The organism is Streptomyces sp. CC0208 (assembly GCF_003443735.1).
GTDB classification, from domain to species: domain Bacteria; phylum Actinomycetota; class Actinomycetes; order Streptomycetales; family Streptomycetaceae; genus Streptomyces; species Streptomyces sviceus.
This window is the reverse complement of record NZ_CP031969.1, coordinates 1,621,619-1,647,448: the sequence shown is the minus strand read 5'-3', so window position 1 is coordinate 1,647,448 and position 25,830 is coordinate 1,621,619. Positions and strand designations below refer to the sequence as shown.

14 protein-coding genes and 1 pseudogene are annotated in these 25,830 nt (G+C 67.4%); 11 read left to right on the top strand and 4 right to left on the bottom strand.

The window, feature by feature from the left end:
• Positions 1-32 precede the first annotated feature (32 nt).
• Together D1369_RS07530 and D1369_RS07525 are read left to right on the top strand one after the other, a co-directional pair.
• The gene (locus tag D1369_RS07530; RefSeq protein ID WP_007385755.1) at positions 33-1,013 is read left to right on the top strand and encodes an aldo/keto reductase; all 981 of its coding nucleotides are present in this window, start codon (positions 33-35) and stop codon (positions 1,011-1,013) included.
• A gap of 91 nt (positions 1,014-1,104) precedes the next feature.
• Complete coding sequence (locus tag D1369_RS07525) at positions 1,105-1,644, top strand: NAD(P)H-dependent oxidoreductase (protein ID WP_007385756.1); 540 nt, start codon at positions 1,105-1,107, stop codon at positions 1,642-1,644.
• A gap of 233 nt (positions 1,645-1,877) precedes the next feature.
• On the opposite strand, the gene D1369_RS07520 is transcribed toward D1369_RS07525, so the two are convergent.
• Positions 1,878-2,726, bottom strand: coding sequence for a YihY/virulence factor BrkB family protein (locus D1369_RS07520; protein ID WP_106433540.1), 849 nt, complete (start codon positions 2,724-2,726; stop codon positions 1,878-1,880).
• A gap of 509 nt (positions 2,727-3,235) precedes the next feature.
• On the opposite strand from D1369_RS07520, the gene D1369_RS07515 reads away from it, so the two are divergent.
• Entirely contained in the window at positions 3,236-4,114 is an 879-nt protein-coding gene (locus tag D1369_RS07515) for an alpha/beta hydrolase (protein WP_007385758.1), read from the top strand.
• A gap of 389 nt (positions 4,115-4,503) precedes the next feature.
• On the opposite strand, the gene D1369_RS07510 is transcribed toward D1369_RS07515, so the two are convergent.
• Positions 4,504-4,896 (bottom strand): nuclear transport factor 2 family protein, encoded by a 393-nt coding sequence (locus D1369_RS07510; RefSeq protein ID WP_007385759.1) that lies wholly within the window; start codon positions 4,894-4,896, stop codon positions 4,504-4,506.
• Between the two features lie 131 nt (positions 4,897-5,027).
• On the opposite strand from D1369_RS07510, the gene D1369_RS07505 reads away from it, so the two are divergent.
• Positions 5,028-5,603: a PadR family transcriptional regulator gene (locus D1369_RS07505; protein ID WP_037901909.1), complete on the top strand. Its 576-nt coding sequence runs from the start codon at positions 5,028-5,030 to the stop codon at positions 5,601-5,603.
• A gap of 217 nt (positions 5,604-5,820) precedes the next feature.
• Here the strand turns inward: D1369_RS07505 and D1369_RS07500 are convergent, their stop codons facing one another.
• Positions 5,821-6,627: an SGNH/GDSL hydrolase family protein gene (locus D1369_RS07500; protein WP_007385761.1), complete on the bottom strand. Its 807-nt coding sequence runs from the start codon at positions 6,625-6,627 to the stop codon at positions 5,821-5,823.
• 471 nt (positions 6,628-7,098) lie between these two features.
• Here D1369_RS07500 and D1369_RS07495 point away from each other — a divergent pair, with 471 nt between their 5' ends.
• The 5 genes and pseudogenes from D1369_RS07495 to D1369_RS43725 form a co-directional block, all read left to right on the top strand.
• Positions 7,099-8,136: an ABC transporter substrate-binding protein gene (locus D1369_RS07495; protein WP_007385762.1), complete on the top strand. Its 1,038-nt coding sequence runs from the start codon at positions 7,099-7,101 to the stop codon at positions 8,134-8,136.
• Between the two features lie 56 nt (positions 8,137-8,192).
• On the top strand, positions 8,193-9,158 hold the full coding sequence (locus D1369_RS07490; protein ID WP_007385763.1) for an iron ABC transporter permease: 966 nt from the start codon (positions 8,193-8,195) through the stop codon (positions 9,156-9,158).
• A 4-nt stretch (positions 9,159-9,162) separates the two neighbouring features.
• Positions 9,163-9,987, top strand: coding sequence for an ABC transporter ATP-binding protein (locus D1369_RS07485; RefSeq protein WP_007385764.1), 825 nt, complete (start codon positions 9,163-9,165; stop codon positions 9,985-9,987).
• A gap of 130 nt (positions 9,988-10,117) precedes the next feature.
• Positions 10,118-10,291: a hypothetical protein gene (locus D1369_RS07480; protein ID WP_202477125.1), complete on the top strand. Its 174-nt coding sequence runs from the start codon at positions 10,118-10,120 to the stop codon at positions 10,289-10,291.
• 144 nt (positions 10,292-10,435) lie between these two features.
• Positions 10,436-10,537: pseudogene (locus tag D1369_RS43725) on the top strand (3-oxoadipate enol-lactone hydrolase); the annotation flags it as partial.
• 679 nt (positions 10,538-11,216) lie between these two features.
• On the opposite strand, the gene D1369_RS07470 reads toward D1369_RS43725, so the two are convergent.
• On the bottom strand, positions 11,217-14,609 hold the full coding sequence (locus D1369_RS07470; protein WP_118082353.1) for a hypothetical protein: 3,393 nt from the start codon (positions 14,607-14,609) through the stop codon (positions 11,217-11,219).
• A 441-nt stretch (positions 14,610-15,050) separates the two neighbouring features.
• Here D1369_RS07470 and D1369_RS07465 point away from each other — a divergent pair, with 441 nt between their 5' ends.
• Both D1369_RS07465 and D1369_RS07460 read left to right on the top strand, forming a co-directional pair.
• Positions 15,051-18,698: a LamG-like jellyroll fold domain-containing protein gene (locus tag D1369_RS07465; protein WP_237557690.1), complete on the top strand. Its 3,648-nt coding sequence runs from the start codon at positions 15,051-15,053 to the stop codon at positions 18,696-18,698.
• Positions 18,699-18,895: 197 nt separating this feature from the next.
• On the top strand, positions 18,896-25,822 hold the full coding sequence (locus D1369_RS07460) for a polymorphic toxin-type HINT domain-containing protein (protein ID WP_240436056.1): 6,927 nt from the start codon (positions 18,896-18,898) through the stop codon (positions 25,820-25,822).
• Positions 25,823-25,830 lie beyond the last annotated feature (8 nt).

Below are 25,830 nucleotides of genomic sequence, written 5' to 3'. Positions count from 1 at the left end.
GGCCTGACGGCCGTTACTACAAGGAGTACGTGATGAAGCACGTATCACTGGGCGGGCTCGATGTCTCCCGCATCGGCCTGGGAGCCATGACCATGGCCGGCATGTACACCACGGGCGGGGGGCTCGATGACGCCGAGTCGATCCGCACCATCCACCGGGCGCTGGACCTCGGGGTCACCCACATCGACACCGCCGAGATCTACGGCCCCTTCCACAGCGAGGAGATCGTCGGCAAGGCCATCAAAGGCCGGCGCGACGAGGTCGTCGTGGCGACGAAGTTCGGCCTCGTCTCCCACGCCGGCGACGGCCCCGGCGTCATCGACAGCAGCGCCGGCAACGTGAAGACCGCGGTCGAAGGCTCGCTCCTGCGGCTCGGCACCGACCACATCGACCTCTACTACCAGCACCGCGTCGACCCCCACACGCCCGTCGAGGAAACCGTCGGCGCGCTGGCCGATCTGGTCGCCGAAGGCAAGGTGCGCCACATCGGCCTCTCCGAGGCCAGTCCCGCAACGATCCGCCGGGCACACGCCGTGCATCCGGTGTCCGCGCTGCAGACCGAATACTCGCTCTGGACCCGCGACGTCGAGGCCGAGATCCTTCCGCTGCTGCGCGAACTCGGCATCGGATTCGTGCCCTACTCGCCGCTCGGCCACGGCCTGCTGACCGGGCAGATCCGCACCGTCGACGACTTCGCCGACGACGACTGGCGCAAGACCAACCCGCGCTTCACCGGCGAGAACTTCCAGCGCAACCTGCGCATCGTCGACGAAGTGCGGGCCATCGGCGCCGAGATCGGCGCCACCCCGGCACAGACCGCGTTGGCGTGGCTGCTGACCCGCGGCGACGACATCGCCCCCATCCCCGGAACCCGGCGGGTCTCACGCGTCGAGGAGAACACCGCCGCCGACGGCATCGAACTCAGTGCCGCTCAGCTCGACCGCCTGAACAACCTCACACCGGCCGCGGGCGAGCGCCACGACGAGGCGAACATGGCCACCATCGACCGGTGATCTGACGCCCCGGCGACGTGCTGACCCGTCGCCCCGGACCACCCCGCATCCGTTCACCCATTTCACTGATCACTGAAGAGGTTCTCTCATCATGTCCAAGGTTCTCCTTGTCGTAGGTCACCCCGACCTGTCCCGGTCGATGGCCAACAAGGCCCTGGTGGACGCCGTCCGCGAGCTGGCCCATGTCACCGTGCACGACCTCTACGCCACCTACCCCGACTTCCAGATCGACGTCGACGCCGAGCAGGCACTGCTGGCCGACCACGATGTGATCGTCTTCCAGCACCCCGTGTTCTGGTACAACACCACCCCTCTGCTCAAGCAGTGGCAGGACAAGGTCTTCACCCTCGGCTGGGCCTTCACCCTGGACGGCTCCCCCTCCAGGCTGGCCGGCAAGAAGGCCATCGTCGCCGTCACCGCAGGCGTCCCCGCTGACCACTACACCCCCGAGGGCTCGAACCAGGCCACCCTCGAGACCCTCCTCAGCAACTGGCACGCGACCCTGCGCCTGTGCCAGTTCGACATCCAGCCGATGGTCAAGCTGTACGGCACCGCCTTCGGCCTCTCCGACCAGGACCTGACCACGGCCGCCAAGCAGTACAGCGAACTGCTCGCCGCGTTCGCCGCCTGACCGCGATCAACGGCTCTGGCCTGTAGTCGGTGGTGACGCCGCAGCCGTCCTGGATCGTGATGGATCGTGATCTTGCTGGTCGTGGAGGGGCACCGGTGGTGCCGCGCGATGTGCTTGCGCGACGCCGACTGCTTCTCCATGCCAGGCCATCCACCTGGCTTCGCCGCGCTCGCGGCCGGGGCGAACCGGCCCCTGGGGTACGGACGGTCAGCCGCAGGTACGAGAAGACCGGCTCATTCCCCGCGCGCACGCTTCGTCAGCTCCGCGTTGAACTGAGCGCCGATCAGGAGGGACAGATTGGAGAGCCACAGCCAGACCAGGAACACCACGACGCCTGCCAGTGAACCGTACAGACGGTCATAGCTGACCATGGAGGTGTAGACGGCGAATCCGAGTGAGACGGTCAGCAGAAGCGCCACCGCCAGTGTGCCGCCGGGCGCCATCCTCCGGACAGGGCGGGAGGACGCCGGCCCTGACCGGTACAGGACAAGCACCAAGGCGACGGCCACGACGGCCACGACCGGCCACCGCAGGGTGTCCCAGGTGGCCTGGGGCCCGGTACCCCACCCCAGAGCCTGGCCCAGACGCCGGGCCAGGCCGCCGGTGAGCAACAACGCGAGGGTCGACGTCAGAAGCAGGGAGCTCAGGACGAGTGCCGTGGCGATGATGCGCGGTGCGGTACGCCAGACCGGACGGTCCGCGCTGATCCGATGCATGGAGTACAGCGCCCGGCGGAAGACGCTCAGATAGCTGCATCCCGACCACAGGGCCCCCGCCCCTCCGGCGAAGATCAGCGTCCATGCCGCAGTCGGCTGTGCGGCCATCTGCCGCAGGGTGCCGCGCAGCAGAGCGCGGGATTCGGCCGGGGCCGCCTGCGTCATGCGGTCGATGACCTCCGGCTTGGCCGTGGGCATGGTCAGACCCAGAATCGAGAGGATCACCAGCAGCAACGGGAACAGGGCCAGAACCGCATAGTAGGTCAGCGCAGCGGCCCAGTCCGTGACGTCGTCGTTCCAGACGGTCATCGGCGTCCGGCGCAACGCCACCCACCACCGGGCCGTGTGACCGTCTGCATCATCCATGACGCGGATGCTCCCCCTCTTTGACCGGCGCAGCGCAGCGTTCAGTATTGCCTGGCATGGCCAGTGCGGCGACGGTCGGGTGGCCGCGGGCACACCGAAACCGGTCCCCGATGACACATCGCGAGCCGGAACGCTCCGTGAGATCGGAACCGGCCGGGCCCGACCCCGGCCTTCTTCACCGTGTGGGCGTGACCGTCGGCCGCGCGCCGTTCGGCTGAGACGGGTACGGACGGCGTTTGACGCGGTGACGCGGTGACGCGGTGACGCGGTGACGCGGTGTCAGGTCGGGGAGCCGGCCGACGGGTCCGAAGCGGCCGAGGGGTATTTGCGCACCCGCAGGACGAACCCCCGAAACCTCGATCTTGCGCTCGGAAACCGATCGGTTTACGATGCTGGAAACCGGTCGGTTTCTCGATGAATCCAAGGGCTGGTTTGTGGTCACGCCTCCCTCGGGCGGGCCGTGTCCGCATCATCCGTCCGCAGCAGTTCACGCACAGGGAAGCCGCGAGATGCCCAGCTCAGAGCCACGTCCTACGATCCACATCCCGGGAACCACCAGCCACACCATCGCCCCGCGCGCAGGACGCGGCAGCCACGAGGGGACCCTGCGCTACCTCAGAGCGGGCACCGGCGCTCCCGTGGTCCTGCTGCACACCGTGCGCACCCAGGCCGAGCACTTCCGCTCCCTCATCCCGCTGATCGCGGACCAGTACACCGTGTATGCCCTCGACCTGCCGGGGATGGGCTACTCCGAGATCGTGCCCGGTGCGTCGTACGACGAGTCGGCCATGCGTGCGGGCGTCAAGCGGCTCCTGACCGAACTCGACCTCCACGACGTGACGTTGGTCGGGGAGTCCATGGGGGCGGTGCTCGCCCTGACCGCTGCGGCGGACCTGCCCGAGCGGGTCCGGCGCGTCGTCGCGGTGAACACGTACGACTTCCCCGGCGGTATCGCCCGGTCCAGTCTTCTCGCTCGTGTGGTGGTCGGCGGTGCCCTCGCTCCGGGGGTGGGCCCGGTGGTCGCCGGGGTGGAGCCCAAGGTTGTCTTCCGCAGGATCCTGCAGGGCGGGGTGGTCGACAAGACCGCGCTGCGGGAGGACTACGTCGACGAACTCCTCCAGGTGGGCAGCCGCCCCGGCTACGCGGGCGTCGCCCGGGCCGTGTACCAGAGCCTGCCCAGTCTCATCGCCGCCCGCTCTCGCTACTCCGAGGTCAAGGCACCCGTCCACCTCGTCTACGGGGAGAAGGACTGGTCGCGGCCTTCGGACCGGCAAGCCGACAAGGAGCTGCTGCCGGCCGCCGACTTCACGCAGGTGCCGGGAGCGGGCCACTTCATCGCCTTGGAACGGCCCGACCTGCTGGCCGACCTGCTGAACGCGGTGGCGTGACCGCCCTGAGCGCGCTGTAGTCCCCCCGTTCGGGTGCAGTGCGGGACGGGTCCCAGGTTTGACCATGTGCCTGACAGGACCCGAAGAAACCGCCACTACGGCCCGGGTGGCCCACCAGCAGGTCTTCCACGCCCCGCGCGTTGCCCACGGCGCCGAGGTCGTTTGCTGCGACGGCTCCGTCATGTCCCTGGCGAGTGCGAAGAAACGCTCGACGCGGGCGCGGTTCCTGGGGAAGGCGTCCTCCAGGGCGTCCACGGCGTTGGGCCGGCCGGCGGCGCGTCAGCGACGCCCAGCTTCTCGACAGGTACGGCTGGACTTCCAAGGGGGGCGGCGGTCGGTCCGGGGCTGCCCCGCGCCGATGACCACAGTGTCGAAGCTCGTCGTCGTGGTTACTGTTCGGCGGCCTCTCGGGCGATCTGCTCGAACTGGGCGCCCATGGCCTCGCCGAGTGCCTGGGCGGCGGAGAGCGGGCGCACCATCACCGTGAACTCGTCGATCTTCCCGTCGTCGTCGAAGTGCAGGAAGTCGCATCCCTGGAGCTGCTTGCCGGCGACAGTGGCGGTGAAGACGAGGGCGTGATCGCGGCCGTCGGGATTGGCTATCTCACGGACGTAGGTGAAGTCCTCGAAGACCCGGAGGACGCCGCGCAGGATCGCCGCGGTGATCGCCTTGCCCGGGTACGGCTTGAAGGTGACGGGGCTGGTGAAGACGACGTCGTCGGCCAGCAGAGCGGCCACGGCCTCCAGATCGCGGCTCTCGACGGCCTTGCGGAAGGGATGCATGAGCCCACCTCTGATACTCAAAAATATGAATAGGTGCCATGGAGGTTAGAAGGTCCATCGGGGCTTGTCTATGGGGAAGCTGCCAAGGCTCCTGTTAGTCACCTTGTTGAGTAAGCTGCTAGCGTGCATCCATGGCTTTGCGGAACGCGCTGATGGCCGCGCTGTTGGAGGGCGAGGCGTCCGGGTACGACCTTGCGAAGGCGTTCGACGCGACGGTCGCCAACTTCTGGATGTCCACGCCTCAGCAGCTCTACCGGGAGCTGGAGCGCATGGAGGCAGAAGGATTCGTCACGGCCCGCGTCGTCGAGCAGGAGCGCCGCCCCAACAAGCGGCTGTTCTCCTTGACCGAGGCCGGGCGGAAGGCCGTCCACGCCTACACCGCCGAGCCCTTGGGTAAACCGGCGGTGATCCGGGACGAGTTGCTTGTCAAGGTGCAGTGCCTGGACGCGGGCGACATGGAAGCGGTCAGGGCCGCCATTACCGAGCGCATGGAGTGGGCCACCGCCAAGCTGGCCCGCTATGAGCGGCTCCGGCAGCGCCTGCTCGACGGGCGCTCCGAGGAGGCGTACTTCGCCGAGGCCGAGCGCATCGGCCCGTATCTCACTCTGCTGCGCGGGATGTCGTTCGAGCGGGAGAACCTCCAGTGGGGGGACATGGCGCTGCGCAGGCTCGAACAGCGCACGGCCGCGCTCCGGGCCGACGGCTGACCACGGCGATCCTACCCACACGGCTAGTCAACAAAGTGAGTAGCTGGACGGTCGTGAGGTGCCCGGCCTCTCAGGGGTCGTCGATCTGTGCCGGAGCGAGGACCGGCTGTGGTTCCTTGTCGGCGGGACTGCGATGCGGTCCCTCGCGCGCGGAGAACCGGGTCAAGCCGAAGCCGAAGCCGAAGAGGCACGCGACCGCGGGTCCCGAGCCAGAGCATCACACCGATGGGGAGGTGTCCCCAGCGGACGCGGTCACCGGAAGCAGTGCCGGCCGCTTGGCCTGGCGGCCGTCGCCGGAGGAGCGGCCACGCAGGCGGCGGCCGACCCACGGGCCGAGGAAGGTGCCGGCCCAGCGCAGTTCGGCCCCCGCGGTCCTCCAGACAGAGATGTCCGTCCCCTCGGCCGGAAGGGGAAGGGTCCACTTGTCGTCGCTGCCCGGCAGCCCGAGTGCCTGGGCCACGGCAGCCGCGATGCGCGCGTGTCCCAGTGGGCCGGCGTGCAGCCGGTCAGCGCTCCACAACCGCGGATCGGTCGCCGCCGCGTGCGCGGCCGTCTCCGCCACCACCACGCCGTGGCGGTCGGCGGCCTCCCGGATGCGCGCGTTGAGTGCGAGAACACGGTGACCGATCGGGCGGGCCAACGGCGTGATGCGCCCGACGTCGGGAAACATGAGGGTCGCGACAGTGGCGCCCTGCGCGGTGAGGGCGGCGAACATCGCCTCAACGTGGCCGGCCACCTCGTCGAGGTCGCAGCCCGGGCGCAACACGTCGTTGACCCCGGCCACCACGGTGGCGAGGTCGGGCCGCATCGCGAGAGCCGGAGCCAGTTGCTCGGCGCGCACCTGACCGGCCTTACGGCCGCGCACCGCGAGGTTGGCGTAGAGCAGGCCGGGGCTGTGGCGGGCGACCTGCTCGGCGAGCCGGTCCGCCCAGCCCCGAAGACCACGGACGTCGTCCCCGTCCCCGAGCCCCTCGGTGTGACTGTCACCCAGGGCGACATAGCGCAGATACCCACTGCTCGACACGGGGCCGACCGCCTCTCGTCAACGTTGCTGATGGAAAGTGGCGCACGGCCATCGCTAAACAACTAGGCACCTAGTCGCATTGTTGAGTATGAAGATAGCTGTGGGCACACCTTCCTGCAAAGTGACGCCACTCAGGCAGGAGCTGAGGCCGTCGAGGACGGTCCGCCGCCGCACTCCACCGCCTTGGTCCCGTGCGGCCTCACCGCCCGCTGCACCGCGGCAACCAGCGCCTGACCAGCAGCATCACCGAGCCGTCAGCGGGCCGGGAAGCCTCCGCGCCTCCCGGCCCGCGCTCTGTGGCGTCGCCCAACTGCCTGGAGTACCAGAGCCAGATCCCAGACCGCTCCTACCGACTGGGCTGAATCAAGCCGCAACAGTCAATTGCCGGGAACTCAACGCGACTTCGCTCCGACTACTGCCCCAGAAGCCCCTCAGCCCATGAGTACGGCCGCCCGTACGCAAGGAGTCCGCATGTCGATGAACCGGCCGGTCGCCACCGCCCTGGCCGCAGCCCTCTGTCTCCTCACGGCGGCATGCGGCTCCTCGTCCGACGACAGGGCGGGCGACACGACGACCGAGGCCGCGGCCTCGAAGACCGGCTACCCGGTGACCCTCGACAACTGCGGCCGGAAGGAGACTTTCAAGAAGGCTCCCAGCAGGGTCGTCGTCATGAACGGCGCCTCCGTCGCCGAGGTCTCCACCCTCCTCGCCCTCGGCCTGGGGGACAGGATCGTCGCCAATCAGCAGGGCTACGGCATGTCCGAGGTGCCCGGCCGTGCCGCCGCCATCAAGAAGCTGCCCACGGGGGACGTCAAGGTCAACGAGGCCTACGACATCCCGCGCGAGGCGATGCTCGGCCTGCGCCCCGATCTCGTCCTGTCCGTCACCACCTACGGCTTCGACGAGAAGAACGGCTTCGCCACCCGCGACCAGCTGGGGCAGGTCGGCGCCAACAGCTACGTCTCCCCGCAGGGCTGCGACGACGACCCCTCCAAGATGACCCTCGCCGACAGCTACCGACTGCTGCGCGACATGGGCAAGGTCTTCAACGTCCGTGACCGGGCCGAGAAGCTGATCGCCGCCTCCGGGAAGAACATCGCGGCGGTCTCCGCAAAGGTCAAGGGCGAGAAGAAGCCCAAGGTCATGGTGCTCTTCTCCAACATGTCCATGGGCGGCAACGACTTCAGCTCGGTCCTCGCCCACGGCATCGTCAACGACATCCTCGCCAAGGCCGGCGCCTCCAACGCCTTCTCGAACACCACCAAGGCCACCTTTGCCGACCTGAGCAAGGAGAAGGTGGCCGCCACCGATGTCGACGCCGTCGTCGTCATCAGCTACAACGACCCCGATCCGGCGGCGTACGCCCGGAAACTGCTGAAGGAGTTCCCCCAGTGGCCGGCCGCCAGGAACAACACGTACGTGACGCTGTCCGACTCGATGTACCTCGGCCCGAGCAACGACCTGGCCGTGGAGAGGATCGCGAAGATGCTGCACCCCGACGCCCTCTGAGCCGGCTCAGGATCCCGCTGGCGTTCACGCTCCTGCCCCTCGCGCTGGCCGCCACCATGATCGTGGCGATCAGCATCGGCGCGGTGAACGTCCCGGTCGGAGACGTGTGGGGGATCGTCCTGCACCACGTCACCGGCGCGGGACCGGCCCCCTCCGACCCCGCGCTCGACCAGATCGTATGGAACTTCCGCACCCCGCGGGTGGTCCTGGCGGCCCTGGTCGGCGCGGGCCTGGCGGTGTCCGGCGCAGTGCTCCAGACGGTGGTGTCCAACCCGCTCGCCGACCCAATCGTCCTCGGCTTCTCCTACGGCGCCACGCTCGGCGCGGTCCTCGTCATCACCCTGGGCGGGGGCGCGGCACTCGCCGGGCTCGGGGTGTCCGTGGCGGCCTTCCTCGGCGCGGTCGCCGCCGGGGCGCTGGTGTTCGCGCTCGGACAGCGGCGCGGACGGCTTTCTCCGACCCGGCTGGTACTGGCCGGCGTCGCTGTCGGCTACGTCTTCCTCTCCGCCACCAGCTATGTCCAACTCCAGGCGACACCGACCGAGTTGCGGACAGTGATGTTCTGGATGCTGGGCAGCGTCGCGGGCGCCCAGTGGGATCAACTGCCCACGGTCACCGTGGTCGTGCTCACCACGACCACGCTCCTGTCGCTCTTCGGCCGGCGCCTCAACGTGCTGCTGGCCGGCGACGAGTCCGCCACCGCGCTCGGTGTCGACGTCAACCGGCTGAGGGCTGTGCTGTTGGTGCTCAGCGCGCTGCTGACCGGGACCGTCATCGCCGTCGCCGGCAGCATCGGTTTCGTCGGCCTGATGATCCCGCACCTGGTACGTCTGACCACCGGCGCCGACCACCGCCGTCTGCTGCCCCTGACCGCATTGCTGGGCGCCGTCTACCTGGTCCTCGTCGACCTGCTCTCCCGCACCCTCGACCGCCCCAACGAACTGCCGCTGGGCATCCTCACCGCGCTCCTCGGCGCCCCGTTCTTCCTGTGGCTGCTGCGCCGCAACAAGGGGATGGACTGACCGCATGAAACTGACCGTCGACCAGCTCCACATCACCCTGGACCGCAACCCGATCCTCCGAGATGTGAGCCTGGAAGCCGCCAAAGGAGACATCGTCGGCCTCGTCGGCCCCAACGGCAGCGGAAAATCAACCCTGTTGCGCGCCGTCTACCGCTCGCTGCGCCCGGTGGGCGGGGTCGTCAGGGTCGGCGAGGACGACGTGTGGGCGCTGTCTCCCCGCGCCGCGGCCCGCCGTACCGCCGCAGTCCTCCAGGACGCGGGCGGCAACACCACCGGCCTGACCGTCACCGAGATCGTAGCCCTGGGCCGCGCCCCTCACCACGGCCTGCTGGACCGCGACGGAGCCGAGGACCACCGGGCCGTGGCCGACGCCGTCGACCGTTGCGGTGTACGGCCCTTCGCGGACCGCGACTACGCCTCCCTGTCCGGCGGTGAACGCCAACGCGTCCTCTTGGCCCGCGCGTTGGCCCAAAATCCGCACCTGCTGGTCCTGGACGAACTCACCAACCACCTCGACATCCGGGCCCGGTTCGAACTCCTCGACCTCATCCGCGCTACCGGTGTCACCACCCTGGCCGTCCTGCACGACCTCGACCTCGCCGTCCGCCTCTGCGACCGCCTGGTCGTCCTGCACAAGGGAACCGTGGTGGCGGCGGGGTCGGTCCTGGAGGTACTGACCCCGCGGATCCTCGCCGAAGTCTTCGGCGTCCGCGCGAGCACCGAACGGCATGCCGACGGCGTCGTCCGGATCACGTACGCGGCCCAACCGCTCGCCGACGAAGACGCCCTGGAGGACGACAGCCGACCCGCCGAGACGGCCGGCCGCTGATCCGAGATGTCGCCACGTGTTCAGATCCTCATGCGACGGGTGGAGGAGCAGGACGCCATCGGGCCGGGAGGACCGTCCGTGCACGACACACCACCTGGCCAAGGCTGATCTGGCCGCGCAGGGAGGCAGAGTGACCGACGCGCGAGTCGTCGACGACGGGAATCTGGTGATCGCGGGCGGCGTCACCAGCGGAGTCGGCCTGGCGCTCTGGCTGATCACCCGCGAGTGCGGAGCATCCGTCGCCCTCGACGTCGAGTCCGTCATGGAATACGAGCAGCGCGGGGCCGTCTGGCGAAACTCCTGATCAACGGTGCGGGGGACTCCCTGTGGGCTCACCCGGCTCGGGTGCCTCGAAAGATATGCCGCCCGCGAGGTATTCAACCTGGTCAGGACCGTCTCCACCGACCCCGTTATAAGGGCGTCCGTGACAGATGAGAGGGTCGGGCGGGTGAGTGAGACACCGATGAACACCCTGCAATTCCGCTTTGACGGACCAGAAGACGCCCCGGTCCTGATCCTCGGTCCCTCACTGGGTACCACCTGGCACATGTCGTAGAAACCGTGCACGGCCGTCCAGTTAGTTCAGGGTGAGCGCGTAAGTCCAGGTCAGGGCCTTGCTAGGTGAGTGAGTCCGCGGGGTTGGTGACACGCCTGTGATCGCTCATGACGCGTGATGGTCACTGAGGCCCCCGCCGGTCAGGTGTCGGCAGGGGCCCTCAGTGTTCCTCAACGGCGAGGTCCTCTCCTCGATTAGACCCGGCGTGAAATCGTTCGTTGCCTCAAGCGTTATGAGGCCCGGGAGGTCTCCCACCTGGTCGGACGGTTACAGGGTCCCGCTCATAAAGGGCTGTGTGATCAGTCTGGAGACCGGTGTGCGAATGCTCCGCGACGCCGGATACTCGATCGAGGACGTCGCCGAAGAGGTCGAGCGATCCAGCAGCGGGCCTTCGAGCAGGCCGTCCTCTCGCGAATGCCACCGGCGACAACGCCGCGGTACGCAAATTACCTCGGCGCCTGCGCGAAGCCGACCCGGGCATCCACCCGTGCGGTGCCACTGCTGGCCGCCCTCGACCATGCAGGGCAGCCGGCACATGACAGTCCGGCAGATGCGGGCGCACCGCGCGGTCAGTCAGTGGGCGCGGCGGGCTGAGCTGACGGGACGCGACCGCCTGCAGCCGGGCGATCAGGGCCTGGCGGCCACCGGCCCGGCGCCACCGCGCGGGCCCCGGTCACCACTGGATCGTCCCTGGGACCGACGGCGGCGCCTCCCGTGCCGTGACCGTCTCGCGTGCCGACGCGCGGACGTCGGGGTGTGCGTGCCGGCGCAGGGTGCGGAGCCGGCCGCGCCACGGCTCCGTCCACCGAGAGCGGCTGCCGCCGGAGACGGTGAGCCTGATGGCGAACAGGCCCTGGGCCAGGCCCGGTTCCGCACCCAGCGTGCGGGCGGTCTCCGACCACGCGTCCGGCGCGGGGCCGCTGATCGCGCCGAGCCGCGAGCTGAGCCCTTCGGCGATGTCCCGGGCGAGCAGCGGACGTCCTTCGCAGTCGGCAGCCAGTCGGCGCAGGCCCGACGACAGCGCGGTGGCGTCGTCGTTCAGTTCGAGGGCGTACAGCCGGAGTTCCGCGACGGAGCGCGCGAAAGGCTCGTGCCCGGCGGCGGTGTCGGCGGCGCGCAGCAACACATCTGCCGTCGGCCGGCCCCCGCCCCGATAGCGATGGTGGAGCAGGAGGTGGTGCAGCAGGCTCGCGGCCCGCTGCCGGGCCGGCTGGTCGCGTTCGGGCTCGGCGTCGGGCTGATCCGGGTCTCCTGTGGCTTCCAGCATCGCCCGCAGGGCCCGAAGGTACGGGCCGTCGTCGTCCGCCGCGAGCTCCACCAGCTCCTGCCCGGCCATCGCCCACACCGCCCGATCGGCGAGGTCCGTGGTGGCGGCCACCAGCATCTCGGCGATCTCCGGCTGCCACGGTGCCCATTCCGCCAGTGCTGGGAACAGCGCCGCAGCCGTTTCCGGTTCGAGCGGCTCGCAGGCGTGATGCAGCAGCCCTGCGTACCTGGCCCGATGCTCCTCGTCCACCGCAGCCACGGCCGCCCGTGCCAGCTCCTGGCGGAGCTCCGTGCGTCCCTGCGCGGCCGACTCCAGCATGGGCCAGCTGGCCGGCTCCGCCAGCAGGCCCTGGGCACACGCGACACACACCGACTGCACGTCGTGGTGCTGCCCGGGCAGCTCGAACGCTTCCCGCAGCAGCGGTGCCGCCTGCGCCGGGGGCAGCATCGTCGCCGCGAGGCGCACCGCCTCCTTGCGGCTGGTGACCTTCACCGTCCGCGGGTCCTTCGGCGTGAGCAGCCTGCGGAGCTCCGTGGCGAGCCGCGACGGCGCGACGTACTGCGCGGCCCGCGTCGCCGCGTAGACCGCGACCCGGGCGCGGTCGCCGTCCGCGTGCTCCAGCAGCAGCGGCAGCACCTCGCCGGGGCGGTCGGTCCACGGCAGTGCGCCGAGGGCCGCCTCCGCCAGCGGGACGTTCGACGATCCCGTGTAGCGGCGGACGACTTCCAGGCCCGCCTCCGGGATCACTGCCGCCGCCGAGAGGGCCTGGACGCGTACATGCACCGGCTGCTCCGCGTCGCCCGCTGTGCGCGCGAGCAGCTCCGCCGCCGCGCGCTGCTGGCGCGGCACCCAGCGGTGGGCCCGGTAGGTGGGTGGCGTCCAGTGGCTGCGGGCGGTCAGGAAGCGGCCGTATGGTGGGGTGTCGGCCAGCACCGGGTCGAGCAGGTCCGTACGCCGCTCCGTCAAGACTCTGAGAACGGACGGCAGGACGGCGGCGGACGGCTCCAGCCGCACGATCCACTCCACTCGCTCGTCGCGCCCCTTCGGCTGCTCCAGCCAGAGGTCGACGGCGGTGCGGACGGACGCGTCGTTTCCGAACTGGACGGCCTGCCACAGGTACTCCTGGAGTTCGGCCATCCCCCACGCGCGCCGCCCGAGTGCCCGTACGAGTGCGAAGACGAGCGAATAGTCGGCCTTGTCGGTGGCGGCCTCCAGCCACGGCCGTAGCGCCGCCAGCACCTCGTACTCCTGGCCGCGCCGCAGCACGGTGTCGAGGCGGCCGACGTTCGCGCCGCCGGTGTGGCCGGACAGCCGGGTGAGGGTGTCGAGGGCCCAGCCGATGAGCCGCGTGCCGCCCGTGACGGCGTGCTCGCGCAGCACGGACAGGGCGAGCGTGCTGAGCGCGTGACGGGTGCTCCAGGAGGAGTCGCGGGCTTCGACGGCGTCGATGGCGATTCGTCCGAGGTCCTCGGCGGCGTCCTCCGCGAACAGCGAAGGGGGCACCTCTGCCAGTGCGGAGAGGGCGGCGCTGCGGACCGGGTCCTGTTCATTGCGCAGCTGCAGCAGCGCACGCAGCAACCGGCTCATTTCCTGTGGGTCGCGGGAGCGTGCTGCGTTGCGGACGAGCAGTGGGTACGCCGTGGCGCGGTCGTCCGCGGCGGAGCGGCGGACGGCGGTGAGAAGGTCGTCACGGACCTCGTCCGGCGGCAGATAGGCGGCTGCTGTCAGTATCTGCGTCCAGTGCGCGCCCCTGCCGCGGGCCAGCGTCGCTATCCGCCGAGCCTCGGCAGTGCGCCGCTCGTACGGCAGTACGTCGAGCAGGGCGGGGCTGAGGTCCGCGTGGGCGAGGTCCTTGCCCTCCATCGCCGCGTCGAACAGGGCGCCGCGGCGGGAGGGCGGCAGGCAGGCCAGCAGCCGGGCGAGAGCGGCTGCGTTGTCGTTCCAGGCGCAGGCGAGGTCGGTGAGTTCCGCCGGGGCGTGGCGGACGAGGCGGCGCAGCACGGCGGGTTCGAGGTGGCCGCTGTTCAGCCGGGACCGCAGCTTCGGGCGTAGCAGCAGCCGCACCGTGCGGCCGGGATCCGCCTCGACCAGGAGGTGCAGCTTGCGGTTCACGGGCATCGGTAGCGTCTCGTAACGCTCGAGCACAGCCAGCACGCCGAGCGGATCCCGTTCGGCGAGGAGCGCGAGCGCGTCCGCGTGGGAGGCCAGCCAGCCGTCCCGTACGACGGCGGGGAGGGTGTCGAGCTGTCGCTCCATCTCCGCGAGCAGCAGAGCGGGATGGCGGGCGGCGAGCAGCCGGTAGGAGCTCAGTCCGCGGAACAGGCGGGGCAGCAGCCGGGCGGCGGTCTCCGCCGTGCAGGCGGCGAGCAGTTCCGCGGCGGCCTCGGCCCCCCATCGCCGGTACGTCGGCTCGACCAGCGCCTCGGCGAGGCCCGTACGCCCCGCCACGGCGATGGCGTGCACGAGCTGCTGCCGCACGGCGGCGGGTGCGTCCTCGAGAGCCTCGATCACGGTGGCGTCCGTGAGCCGCCCCTGCCGCAGCGCCCTGATCGCGGGGGCGCGGACGAGGCGGTCGGGGTCCGCGAGGCAGCCCTCCAGATACGTGTCGTGGCGCGCCATGTCCGCCACGGTGGCGGCGAGTCGCCGTCCGTGGACGCCACGGGCGGCGAGCTCGTTCACAAGCTCGTCGACCGCCCCCATTGCCGCGGCGCGCCGGGCAGCGGAGGCCAGCTCACGCATGCGGTGCGGGTAGGAGAGCCGGTCGATGGCTGCGAGCAGGTGTTCGGCACGCTGGGACATGAGGGCGATTCTGCCTGGCGGGCGGGGGTGGCGCCTGCGTATTTCGGCGGGGCGGGGGGCGTCGTGCGGCAGGCCGCAGCGGCCACTTCCGCAGTACCGCCAACGACGAGGAACTCCAGGCCACCGCCCATGATCGAGGGTCACCATTCGAATCGCGACCCTCGTTGCTGCCGGTACTTCGATCAAGGACGCGTCGGGCTTGCTGCGGTCCTGGTGCTGCCAGCGATGGTTCGTCGAACTCGACATGTGGGTCACGGCCTCCATTGGTCCGTGCACGGTTCAGTGACTTCTGGAACACCGCCGTCTGAGGATTATCTGTGCAGCTTCTGTGGCGTTACTCACATGCCGCCGCCGGCGCATTAATGTCAATTTGTCTATTGATGTCCGAATGTCGATATCTGGACGCGCGCTTGGTGTGATCTTTAGATTTCCTCCCTGCTCTTGAAGATTTTTGATTGTTGGCGGGGGGAAATTTTGAACATTCGGGGGAGACGCGGGCTGAGACGGTGCCTTGCCGTTGGCATCGTCGGGCTGACCGCGTCGTCTGTTGCGCTGGGTGGGCTGTTGCAGCCTGCGGTCGCTGACGAAGGCGGCAACGCCGAAGGACGCGAGGGTACTTCTTCGGTCCCCGCGGACGATGCGGCGCGCGGCAAGGCGTTTTGGGAAGACGAGGGCTTGCCCCCGAAGACCGCGGAGCAAGAGGCTTCGCAGAAGGCGGTGGCGAGCGGTCAGCGCGCGGAGGTCGAAGCGCTGACAACAGAGACGGGACAGGTCTTCGCCAACCCTGACGGCACCTTCACGATGGAGACTTCTTCGGCGCCCGAGCGGGTGCGCAGAGACGGTCGCTGGGTAGCTGTGGACACCACACTGGTGCGGCAGGCGAACGGTACGGTGGAGCCCAAGGCCGCTCAGAACTTGGTGCTTTCGGGCGGGGGCGCGGCGCCGCTGGTCCAGTTCACAGAGAAGCAGCACGCCTATCAGGTCTTCTCGCCGTGGGATCTTCCTACGCCCGAGCTGGATGGTTCGCACGCCGTCTACAAGTCTGTCCTGCCGGACGTTGACTTGGTGGTGCAGGTGACAGCGGACGGCTTCTCGCAGAACCTCGTGGTCCACACCCCGCAGGCCGCCGCCAACCCCGCCTTGGAGTCCATCAGTTACCCCGTCAAGGTCGACGGCCTGCAGGCCCGTACCAACGCCAACGCGGTTTCCTACGTGGACGCCGGCGGACAGCCGGTCTTCATCAGTAGTGCCCCGCTGATGTGGGACGCCGGCACCTCGGACAGCACGCACACGATGCTGGGGCGGAGCGACTCGGAGGTTACCGCCGAGGTTGATCCTGTCGATGCGCTCACGCCCGGCAGCCAGGCCCGCACGTCGGTTGCCGACGTCTCAGCTGACAATGAAAAGCTGCAGATCGTTCCCGATCAGGAGTTCTTGCAGGACCCCGAGACGACGTACCCCGTCGTAATCGATCCGCCCACTGTCAAGGCGAAGCTGGCCGGCTGGACCACGGTCTGGTCGAGCGAGCTGGACACGTCCTTCTGGAACACCAGCCACGCTCTTGGTGTCGGTTACGACGCGTTCGTCGACAACAAGAAGGCCCGCTCTCTCTTCCAGTTCGACACCCGCGCGGTGTCCGGCAAGAAGATTCTGCACGCGCAGTTCTCGGCCTACGAGATCTGGTCCGCGAACTGCACCAAGAAGAACGTTGAGTTGTGGCGCACGAGCCCCATCAACTCCTCGACTAAGTGGGGTGCGCCCTCATGGTCGGCGAAGGTGGACACTGTTTCCGCGGCCAACGGGTTCTCCAGCGACTGCAAGGACGCAATCGTTGAGTTCGACGCCACGTCCGCGGTGGCCTACACCGCCAAGGCGAAGTCGACGACAACTACGCTGGGGCTGCGGGCCGACGAGGGTGATCCGATCGCCTGGAAGCAGTTCATGTCGCCCAAGGATTCAGCGACCACTTCCGAGCGCAAGCCGATCCTGTCGATCACCTATGTAACGCCGCCGACGAGCGCTCCATCGACGGTGAAGATGTCAGATCCGAACGTGTCATGTTCGTCTTCGTCCAGCCCGGCGATCATCCGTGACACTACTCCGCGGTTGACGGCCACCCCGACCTCCGCGGACGGTTCCAACGCCGTGCTGCGACCGAACTTCGAACTGTACACAGGGAGCAGCACCACACCGACCTCGCTGAAGCCCTCCGCCTACACCGCAAGCGGAACTGCAGGAACGGTCCCAACGGCCACCCTGACGTCCGGCACCACCTATCACTTCCGGGCCCGTACCGAGTACAAGTACACCTACAACGGAACCACCGGTTACCTGTACAGCCCGTGGTCAACGGCGTCCTGCTACTTCAAGGTCGACAACACCGGCCCGCCGAAGCCCGACATCACCTCCGACAACAACGTGTATCCGCAGTGCGCCGGCACCACCTGCGCCACGTCGCCGGAGACCGGCAGCGTCGGCATGACGGGTACGTTCACCATCGCCGCTGGAGCTGCTGATGTTCGGCGTTATGTGACTTGGCTCAATGGCGTAAAGATCGAGGACAAGACCTACAGCGCGAACACTGCCACCCACAAGGTGTCGGTGACCCCGGACAAGCGGCTGACCAACACCCTGCGCGTGCAGACCTTCGACGCTGCGGGCAATCCGGGCGAGACCCGCGACTACCTGTTCAACGTGGCCAAACCGGCGGCGGCGGCGGGTGTGTGGAAGTTCGACGAGGGCAACGGCACCACCGTTGCCAACGCGCAGGGCACCGCCAACCCCCTGACACTCACCGACGCCACCTGGACGAACTACGCACGCCAAGGCAAGGGCCTTAAAACCAACGGCACCAGCAGCTACGCCGCCACCAGTGGATCTGTCGTGGACACCGCAGGCAGCTTCTCCGTCTCTGCCTGGGCCAACCTGGGCACCCGCGACAAGATCAGTACAGTTGCCAACCAGAACGGCTCGAAGGTAGGCGCCTTCCAGCTGTACTACTCCGAGTCCCTCGACCGGTGGGTGTTCAACCGGTACGCCGCCGACTCCGACACCGCAAGCCCCACCATCGTCCGGGCCATCTCCACCAAGCCCGGTGTGGTTGGTGCTTGGACTCATCTGCTGGGTGTCTTCGACCGTCAGAACCAGCAGCTCCGCCTGTACGTGAACGGTGAGCTGCAGCAGGAGACGGCCTTCACCACGCCCTGGGCGAGCACCGGCCCATTTGAGGTCGGCCGGTTCAAGGGCGGCGGTGGCCCCTCCAGTTACTTCACCGGCCAGATCGACCAGGTTCAGGCGTACAAGCGCGTTGTCTATCCCGACGAGCTGGCAGCCCTGGCCAACCTGGAAGACCCCGCGACCGGCAAGACCCAGGCGGAGCTGCTCGCCCACTGGAACATGGACGAGACCTCCGGCACCACCGGTGCTGACGCCTCAGGCCGGGCGAATCAGCTGCTGCTCCAGACCGGTGCGGCCTTCAAAGCCACCGACGACGCCGGACACGGCAATGTCCTCGAACTGAACGAAGCCGTCCTTGGCCGTGCCACTTCTGCGGTGGCACTGGACGACAGCGGCAGCTTCACCGTGGCCGGATGGGCCAATCTCGCGCAGTTGAAGCTTGAGGACACCACCGTCGCCCATTCACCCACCGTCTTCTCCCACCCGGGCAACCAGCGCAACGCATTCCGCCTGTGGTACCGGCAGGAGGCTGGAGAGACGGTGGGCGACTGGAACTTCGGTGTCTATGCCACCGACGTCCTCAACGGCCCAGCGGCCACCACTGTTTCCGATGAGGTCAACCCGCCCGGTAACTGGATCCACGTGGTCGGCGTGTACGACTCCGTCACGCAGTCGGCCAAGCTCTACGTCACCGGCGAACGCCAGGGCGACGAGAACGGCGCCTACGTCGCCGACGTCTACCAGCCCACCGGCCCGCTCATGGTCGGCGGCTCCCGACGGCACGACACCGGCGCATGGGGCAACGCCCTTCCGGGACAGCTCGACGACATGCGCGTGTACGCCGGCGTGCTCTCCGAGGAGGAGATCACCCAGCTGTCCATTGTCGACGAACCGCCCATCGACATTGGCTGAACCTGTACCGCTGCGCATCCTCTGAGGCGCAGCCACGATTCCCGCGGTGTGCCGGGCAGTCCGACCCGGCACGCTGCCTCGTTTCGAGACCGAAGGAACCCACTGTGACAAGGCGCAGATTCGTGCTGCCCTCATGGTCGTGGCACCGGGCGGGACGACGCCGACTGGCGGCGGTCAGCCTGCCTGTGGTTGCTGCCGTGACGGCCACGCTGCTCGGCGCGGCACCAGCCGACGACGTCAGCCGCAGCCATACAAAGCTGCCCAAACCGCAGTACGGCAAGGCCACGGCCTTCCTGGCCAAGGTCAATAAGATCAATGATCCGACCGTGTCGGCAGCCGCCAGGACACGCAGAGCCGCCACAACTAAGCCTGTGTGGCCCACACCCGGCTCCGTGACCGTTGAACTTCCTACCGAAGCCGGAAAGGGTGCAAAGGCTAGCGGCCTGCCCGTGACCCTCACCGCCCCGGTCAAGCCGAAGAGCAAGGCCAAGGCGACAACGGCCAAGCTGCTCAAGGCCCCCGACCGGGCCAAGGTCAGGGTCCTGGACCGCAAGCTCACCAAGAAGCTCGGCGTCGAGGGCTTGGTGCTCTCAGTGCAGCGCGCGGATGGCGACACCAACGCTTCGAGCATGTCCATCCGTATTGACTACAGCCGCTTCGCGAACGCCTACGGCGGTGCCTGGGCATCACGACTGCGCGCCATCCAGCTGCCCGTGTGCGCGCTGACCACACCTCACAAACGGGAATGCCGCACCACTGCGGTGCTGCCGACCAGCAACGACACCCAAAGCGACACCATCACTACGCAGGTCACCACCCCCAAGGGCGTCAGTGGTGCCGCTACCACCATGGTGGTAGCCCTGGCCGCGGCCGCGTCCTCCGACCAGGGCAGTTACCAGGCAACCTCGCTGTCCCTGTCGTCCAGCTGGGCGGGCGGCGGCTCCAACGGCGATTTCACCTGGTCCTACCCGATGGACGTGGTGCCTGCGGCAGCCGGCAAGGCTCCCCAGGTGACGGTGGGCTACTCCGCGCAGAGCGTCGACGGGCGCACGTCGTCGAGCTCCGCGCAGCCGTCATGGGTCGGTGAGGGCTTCAACCTGCCCACGTCGTACATCGAGCGCAGCTATGCATCGTGTGACGACGACGGTCAGGATGGCAAGGCCGACCTCTGCTGGAAGGAAGACAACGCTTCCGTCGTCCTCAATGGAAAGTCCAGCCCGCTGATCAAGGATGCCAACGGCTGGCACCTCAAGAGCGATGACGGCGAAAAGGTCACGCGTGGCACCGGCGCGGTCAACAGCGACGACGGTGACGACAGCGACAAGGGCGAGTACTGGACCATCACCACCACCGACGGTACCCAGTATGTATTTGGGAAGAACCGTCTGCCCGGTTGGTCCGACAACGGCACCGCAGCCGACGACCCCGTCACCAACTCCACCTGGGTCGCGCCGGTCTTCGGCGACGACTCCGGCGAACCTGGGTACTCCAGTGGCTCCGACTTCGCCGGCCGGGCCAAGAACCAGGCGTGGCGCTGGAACCTCGACTACGTTGTCGACCCGCACGGCAACGTCACCAGCTACTGGTACACCAAAGAGGGCAACTACTACGCCAAGAACGCCTCCACCGGCAACGGCACCTCTTACACCCGCAGTGGCTACCTGAACCGCATCGACTACGGCCAGCGCTCCGACTCCGTCTTCAGCAAGCCCGCCGCAGCCCGCGTGAAGTTCGGCGTCGCCGAGCGGTGCATCCCCGTCTCCGGCGGAGAAACCTGTGCTTCCCTGACGGACACGAACAAGGCGGCCTGGCCGGATGTGCCGTTCGATCAAATCTGCGCCGCCAACACCGTCTGCACCGACCGCAACGCGCCCTCGTTCTTCAGCCGCAAGCGGCTCACCGACGTCACCACCCAGGTCTACAAGGGCACCGGCACCGGAGCCGACACCGACTACCGCGATGTCAACACCTGGCACCTGACACACTCGTTCCCCGATCCGGGCGACGGCTCCGCCCCCGGGCTGTGGCTGGAGAGCATCCAGCACACCGGAAAGTCCGGCACCAGCCCCATCACGCTTCCGGCGGTCACGTTCTCCGGCATTCAGCTGCACAACCGCGTCGACAAGACCGGCGACAGCGTCGTGCCGTACATCAAATGGCGGATCCGTACAGTCAAGTCCGAGACCGGCTCGGTGCTGACCGTGAACTACTCCGCTCCCGAGTGCGTGGCAGACACCAACCTTCCCACGGCACTCGACAAGAACACTAAGCGCTGCTACCCGGTGAAGTGGGTTCCTCCCACCAGCCCCACCCCCGGAGAAGACCCGCAGCCCCGCACCGACTTCTTCCACAAGTACGTCGTCAAGCAGGTCACCGAATCGGACCCGTATGGCGGCGCGCCGCTGAAGGAGACCAACTACACCTACAGCGAGGACATTGGCGGCGCTTGGGCCTACGACGACGAGTCCCCCATCACGCCGGCAAAGTACCGCACGTGGGGCATCTGGCGCGGCTACAACAAGGTCACCACCACCACCGGCGAAGCGGCCGGCATCCGCTCCAAGACCACCGCGCTGTACTACCGCGGCATGGACGGCGACAAGCAGTCCAACGGCACCACCCGCAGCGAAGCGATCACCGACTCCAAGGGTGTGGACAAGACCGACTCTGAGCAGTACGCCGGCATGCTGCGTGAGGAGATCACGTACAACGGCACCTCGGGCTCAGAAGTCTCAGCCACCGTCACCACCCCCTGGTCCCACAAGACCTCCAGCGACACCCATTCGTACGGCACGGTCACCGGTTATCTGGTGCGCACCGGAACCGAGGTAAAGCGCACACGCCAAAACAGCGGCAGCGAGATCACCTCCAGCAGCACCACCACGTACGACACAACCAGCGGTCAGCCGCTGACAGTGGAGACCGACGCGGGCGGCCAGCAAGAATGCACCCGCACCTGGTATGCCACAAACACAAGCAAATGGCTGCTGGCCTACCCCAAGCGCATCGAGACCGTTTCCACCGGCTGCAGCGCGACACCCAACCGCAGCAATGATCCGGAGACCACCGACCTCATCTCAGACGTACGCAGCTCCTACGACAGCCAGGCGTATGGAGCAGAGCCGACCAAGGGCGACATCACACGAGCTGAGCGCCTCACCGGCTACGCCACTGACGGAACAGGCCAATACACAACGGTCACCACCGCGGCGTTCGACTCCCTGGGACGCCCGACCGACAGCTGGAACGCCAAGGGCACCCGAACGAAGCACATCGACTACATCCCGGCTGACAGCGGCCCCCTCGCTCAGACGGTCGAAACCAACGCAGCGGGCCACACTGTCACCACCGACTACGCAACCGACTGGAACCTCAACACCTCCATAACGGACGCCAACAACAACCGCACCGAACTCGCGTACGACGCACTGGGCCGCCTCACCGACGTATGGCTGGCCGATCGCGATCGAGCCGCGGACCAATCTCCCAGCCGCAAGTTCGAATACAAGGTGCAGGCCACCGGCGCCTCTTGGGTAGCCACCAAGTCCCTCAACAACGACGGCACCACCTACCAGACCGAGTACGCCATCTACGACGCACTGCTGCGCCCGCGGCAGACTCAAAAGCCAGCCGCCACCGGCACCGGCCGCGTCATCTCCGAGACGAAGTACGACACGCGCGGCCTGGCCGTGGAAACAGCCGCCGACTTCATCGACAGCACCGCTCCCAGCGGCGCGCTTGCCAAGCCGACCACGGCTGCACCCGCCGGATCCACCACCACCTTCGACGGCGCGGGCCGCCCGACCGTTCAGGTGAATCTGGTCAACGGCAAGGAACACTCCCGGACCACCACCAGCTACGACGGCAATGCCACCACGGTCGAGCCGCCCGCCGGCGCCTCTGCCATCCGCGAGCAGGTCGACACCCGAGGCCGCCTGGTCGAAAAGCGCGAGTACGAGGGCAACAGCGCCACCGCCACCTACTCCAAGTTCACCTACACCTACGACCACGCAGACCGCCTCAAAACCGTCAAGGACGACGACGGCAACACCTGGTCCTACGGCTATGACTTCCTCGGCAGGCAGACCAGCACCAACGATCCTGATGCCGGCAAGTCCAGCACCGAGTACAACGAACTCGACCAGGTCGTTTCGGCCACCGACGCCCGCCAGCGCACCCGCGGCTACACCTACGACACGCTCGGCAGACAAACCGCCCTGGTCGACGGAAAGGTGCCCGTCGTCAACGGGGTCCCAAGCCCGGACGACGCCAAGATCCTCTCCCGGTGGTCCTACGACACCGTCGCCAAGGGGCGACTCACCTCTGCCATCCGCTACGTCGGCGGCAAGAGCGGAGATGTCTACGCCAAGACCAACGCCACGTACGACAAGCTCTACCGGGTGCTGAAAGAGCAGTACACGATCAGCACCAAAGAAGGGGCACTGGCCGGAACCGGCGTCTACGCCATCAATAACGCCTACAACCTCGACGGCACGCTGCAAAAGCGCACCATCCCGGCCATGGGCGGCCTCGGTACCGAAGTCCTTACCTACGGGTACACCTCCACCAGGTTGCCGGAGACCCTGCAGGGGCTGACCGGCCTCGTGCAGAACACCGACTACCTTCCGGCCGGCGAGCTGATCCGCACCACCCTGGGGGTTTCCTCCACCGCTGACTGGACCGAGGTCAACTACTCCTATGAAGACGGCACCAAGCGCCTGGCCCGCCAGACCGTCGTCTCCGAAACCCACACCGGCACCGACGCCGACCTCTATTACCGGTACGACCTCGCCGGCAACCCCATCGAGGTCGACGACCGGTCCACCAGCCCTGGCGACAAGCAGTGCTTCACCTACGACGGTCACCGACGCCTGAAAGCTGCCTGGACCGCCTCCGGCGACTGCGCTACCACCCCCACCACCGGCAACGTCGGGGGACGCGCCCCGTACTGGCAGAGCTTCAGCTACGACTCCGCCGGCAACCGGAAAACCGCCACGAATCATCTCGCCAGCGGAGGCGCCGCTACCACCAACTACACATACAAGACGGCTGATCAGACTCGGCCGCACGCCCTGGCAAACACGGTGACCGACTTCGCCAGCGGATCCAAGACCACCGACAGCTACACCTATTGGGAGAACGGGGCCACCAAGACCCGCACTCTCAACGGCACCACCCAGTCCCTCGACTGGGATGTCGAAGGGGCCCTGACCAAGGTCACCGAAGCCAGCGGCGGCACCACCACTTTCCTGAACGACGCTGACGGCAACCGGCTCATCCGGCGCGACTCCACCGGCACCACCCTCTATCTGGGCGAAACCGAACTGCGCCTGGACAAGGCCAGCGGCAAGGTGGAAGCTACCCGCTACTACAACCACGCGGGGCAGATCATCGCCATGCGTACACCAAGCTCACTGACTTGGCTGTGCACAGACCGCAATGGCACTGCAAGCCTCCAAGTGGACGCGTCCACCCAGGCGCTCACTCGCCGTCACACCCAACCCTTCGGAGAGGTTCGCGGCAGCACGCCCGCTAGTTGGCGCGGGGACAAGGGCTTCATCGGCGGAACTGAAGACCCCACCGGTCTCACCCATCTGGGGGTTCGCGACTATGACCCCGCAACCGGAAGGTTTGCCAGCGTTGATCCTGTCGCAGACCTGAAAGACCCTCAGCAAATCAACGGCTACGCCTACAGCAACAACAATCCGGTCACCTTCGCTGACCCCAGCGGAAAGTTTTTCGGGTCTTTGATCGCGACGATCATCGCCATCGTCACCGTCGTGGTCGGTGTGGTGCATGCTGTCACGAGCTCCGGTTCCGGTACTGGAAGCGGTGGCATGTCCACTATGGGCAGCGCCAGTTACAGCTCCACGAGTTCCGGACATTACTGCAACCCCGTTATTGCAGACAAGGCATGGACCCCTTCCTGCTCTGTCGAGCCTGAAGACCCACGCGCGCAAGGCGATTGGAAAGACGCCGTCGCCGGAATAGGCGGCTTCATTGCGGAGACAGCAGACGCAATCGAATACATGACCGAGCCTTGGTGCTGGTTCGGTGCGGATTGCGGCGTGAGCGGGCACTACGAGGAGCTGGTTGAATCTAAGGGAGTCGACACTGACTCCCAAGCCTACGAAGACACCAGGGACGCCGCAGATGCCGTGTCGGCTGTCGCAGGAATTTTCGGCTCAGCCAAGGCTCTGGCAAAGCGCGCCCTGCGCGGCGCCGTAAAGAGTGCCTGCAAATGCTTCCTGGCCGGCACCGAGGTCGAAATGGCCGACGGCTCCACGCAAAAGATCGAGGACATAGAACTCGGCGACAAGGTCCTCGCGACTGACCCTGAAACAGGGGAAACTACGGCCGAGGAAGTCACCAGCCGCATCGTCACGGACGACGACAAGAAGTTCAACGAACTTTCCATCGCGACCGGCGGCGGTACGCAAACCCTCACCGCAACGCACGAACACCCATTCTGGTCCCCGACCAAGGGAGACTGGGTCCCGGCAGGGCAACTCAAGCCCGGGATGAAGCTACTGTCCGACGACGGAACCACGGTTACCGTAAAGGGCAACCGCGGGTACGCCAAGCACAGCCGTACTTACAACCTGACGGTCGACAGACTCCATACCTTCTACGTCCTGGCCGGCGAAACTCCGATCCTTGTCCATAATTCCAACTGCCCGGCATGGGCGCGGGACTACATGGAGAAGATCGCCAGCAAATGGGATCGAACGAAGAAGACCGGCAATAAGACCACCGGACAACTCTTCGATCAGGACGGCAAAGCCCTGTCCGACGAGATGATTTCCGGGGATGCGGCCACCAATAAGGCGATCAACGATTTCCTGATAGACCGAGGTGTCCCGATGCCGGGACGTACGGGTAAAGGCCCTCACCCGTCAGTCTCGCACGTGGAGACAAAATATGCCTGGAAAATCAGGAATGAGCTCAAGGAGCAGCATTCTGTAGTAGTCATCAATAATCCAAACGGCGTCTGCAGTGACAGCTACAACTGCTACCAATCCGTGCAAGCCATTCTGCCAAAGGATTGGACCATGACCGTGTGGTATCCCAGCGGAAGCGGAATGGCTAGCAGCGTATTGCGTGGCACCGGCCCGCCAGCATGATTGACGGG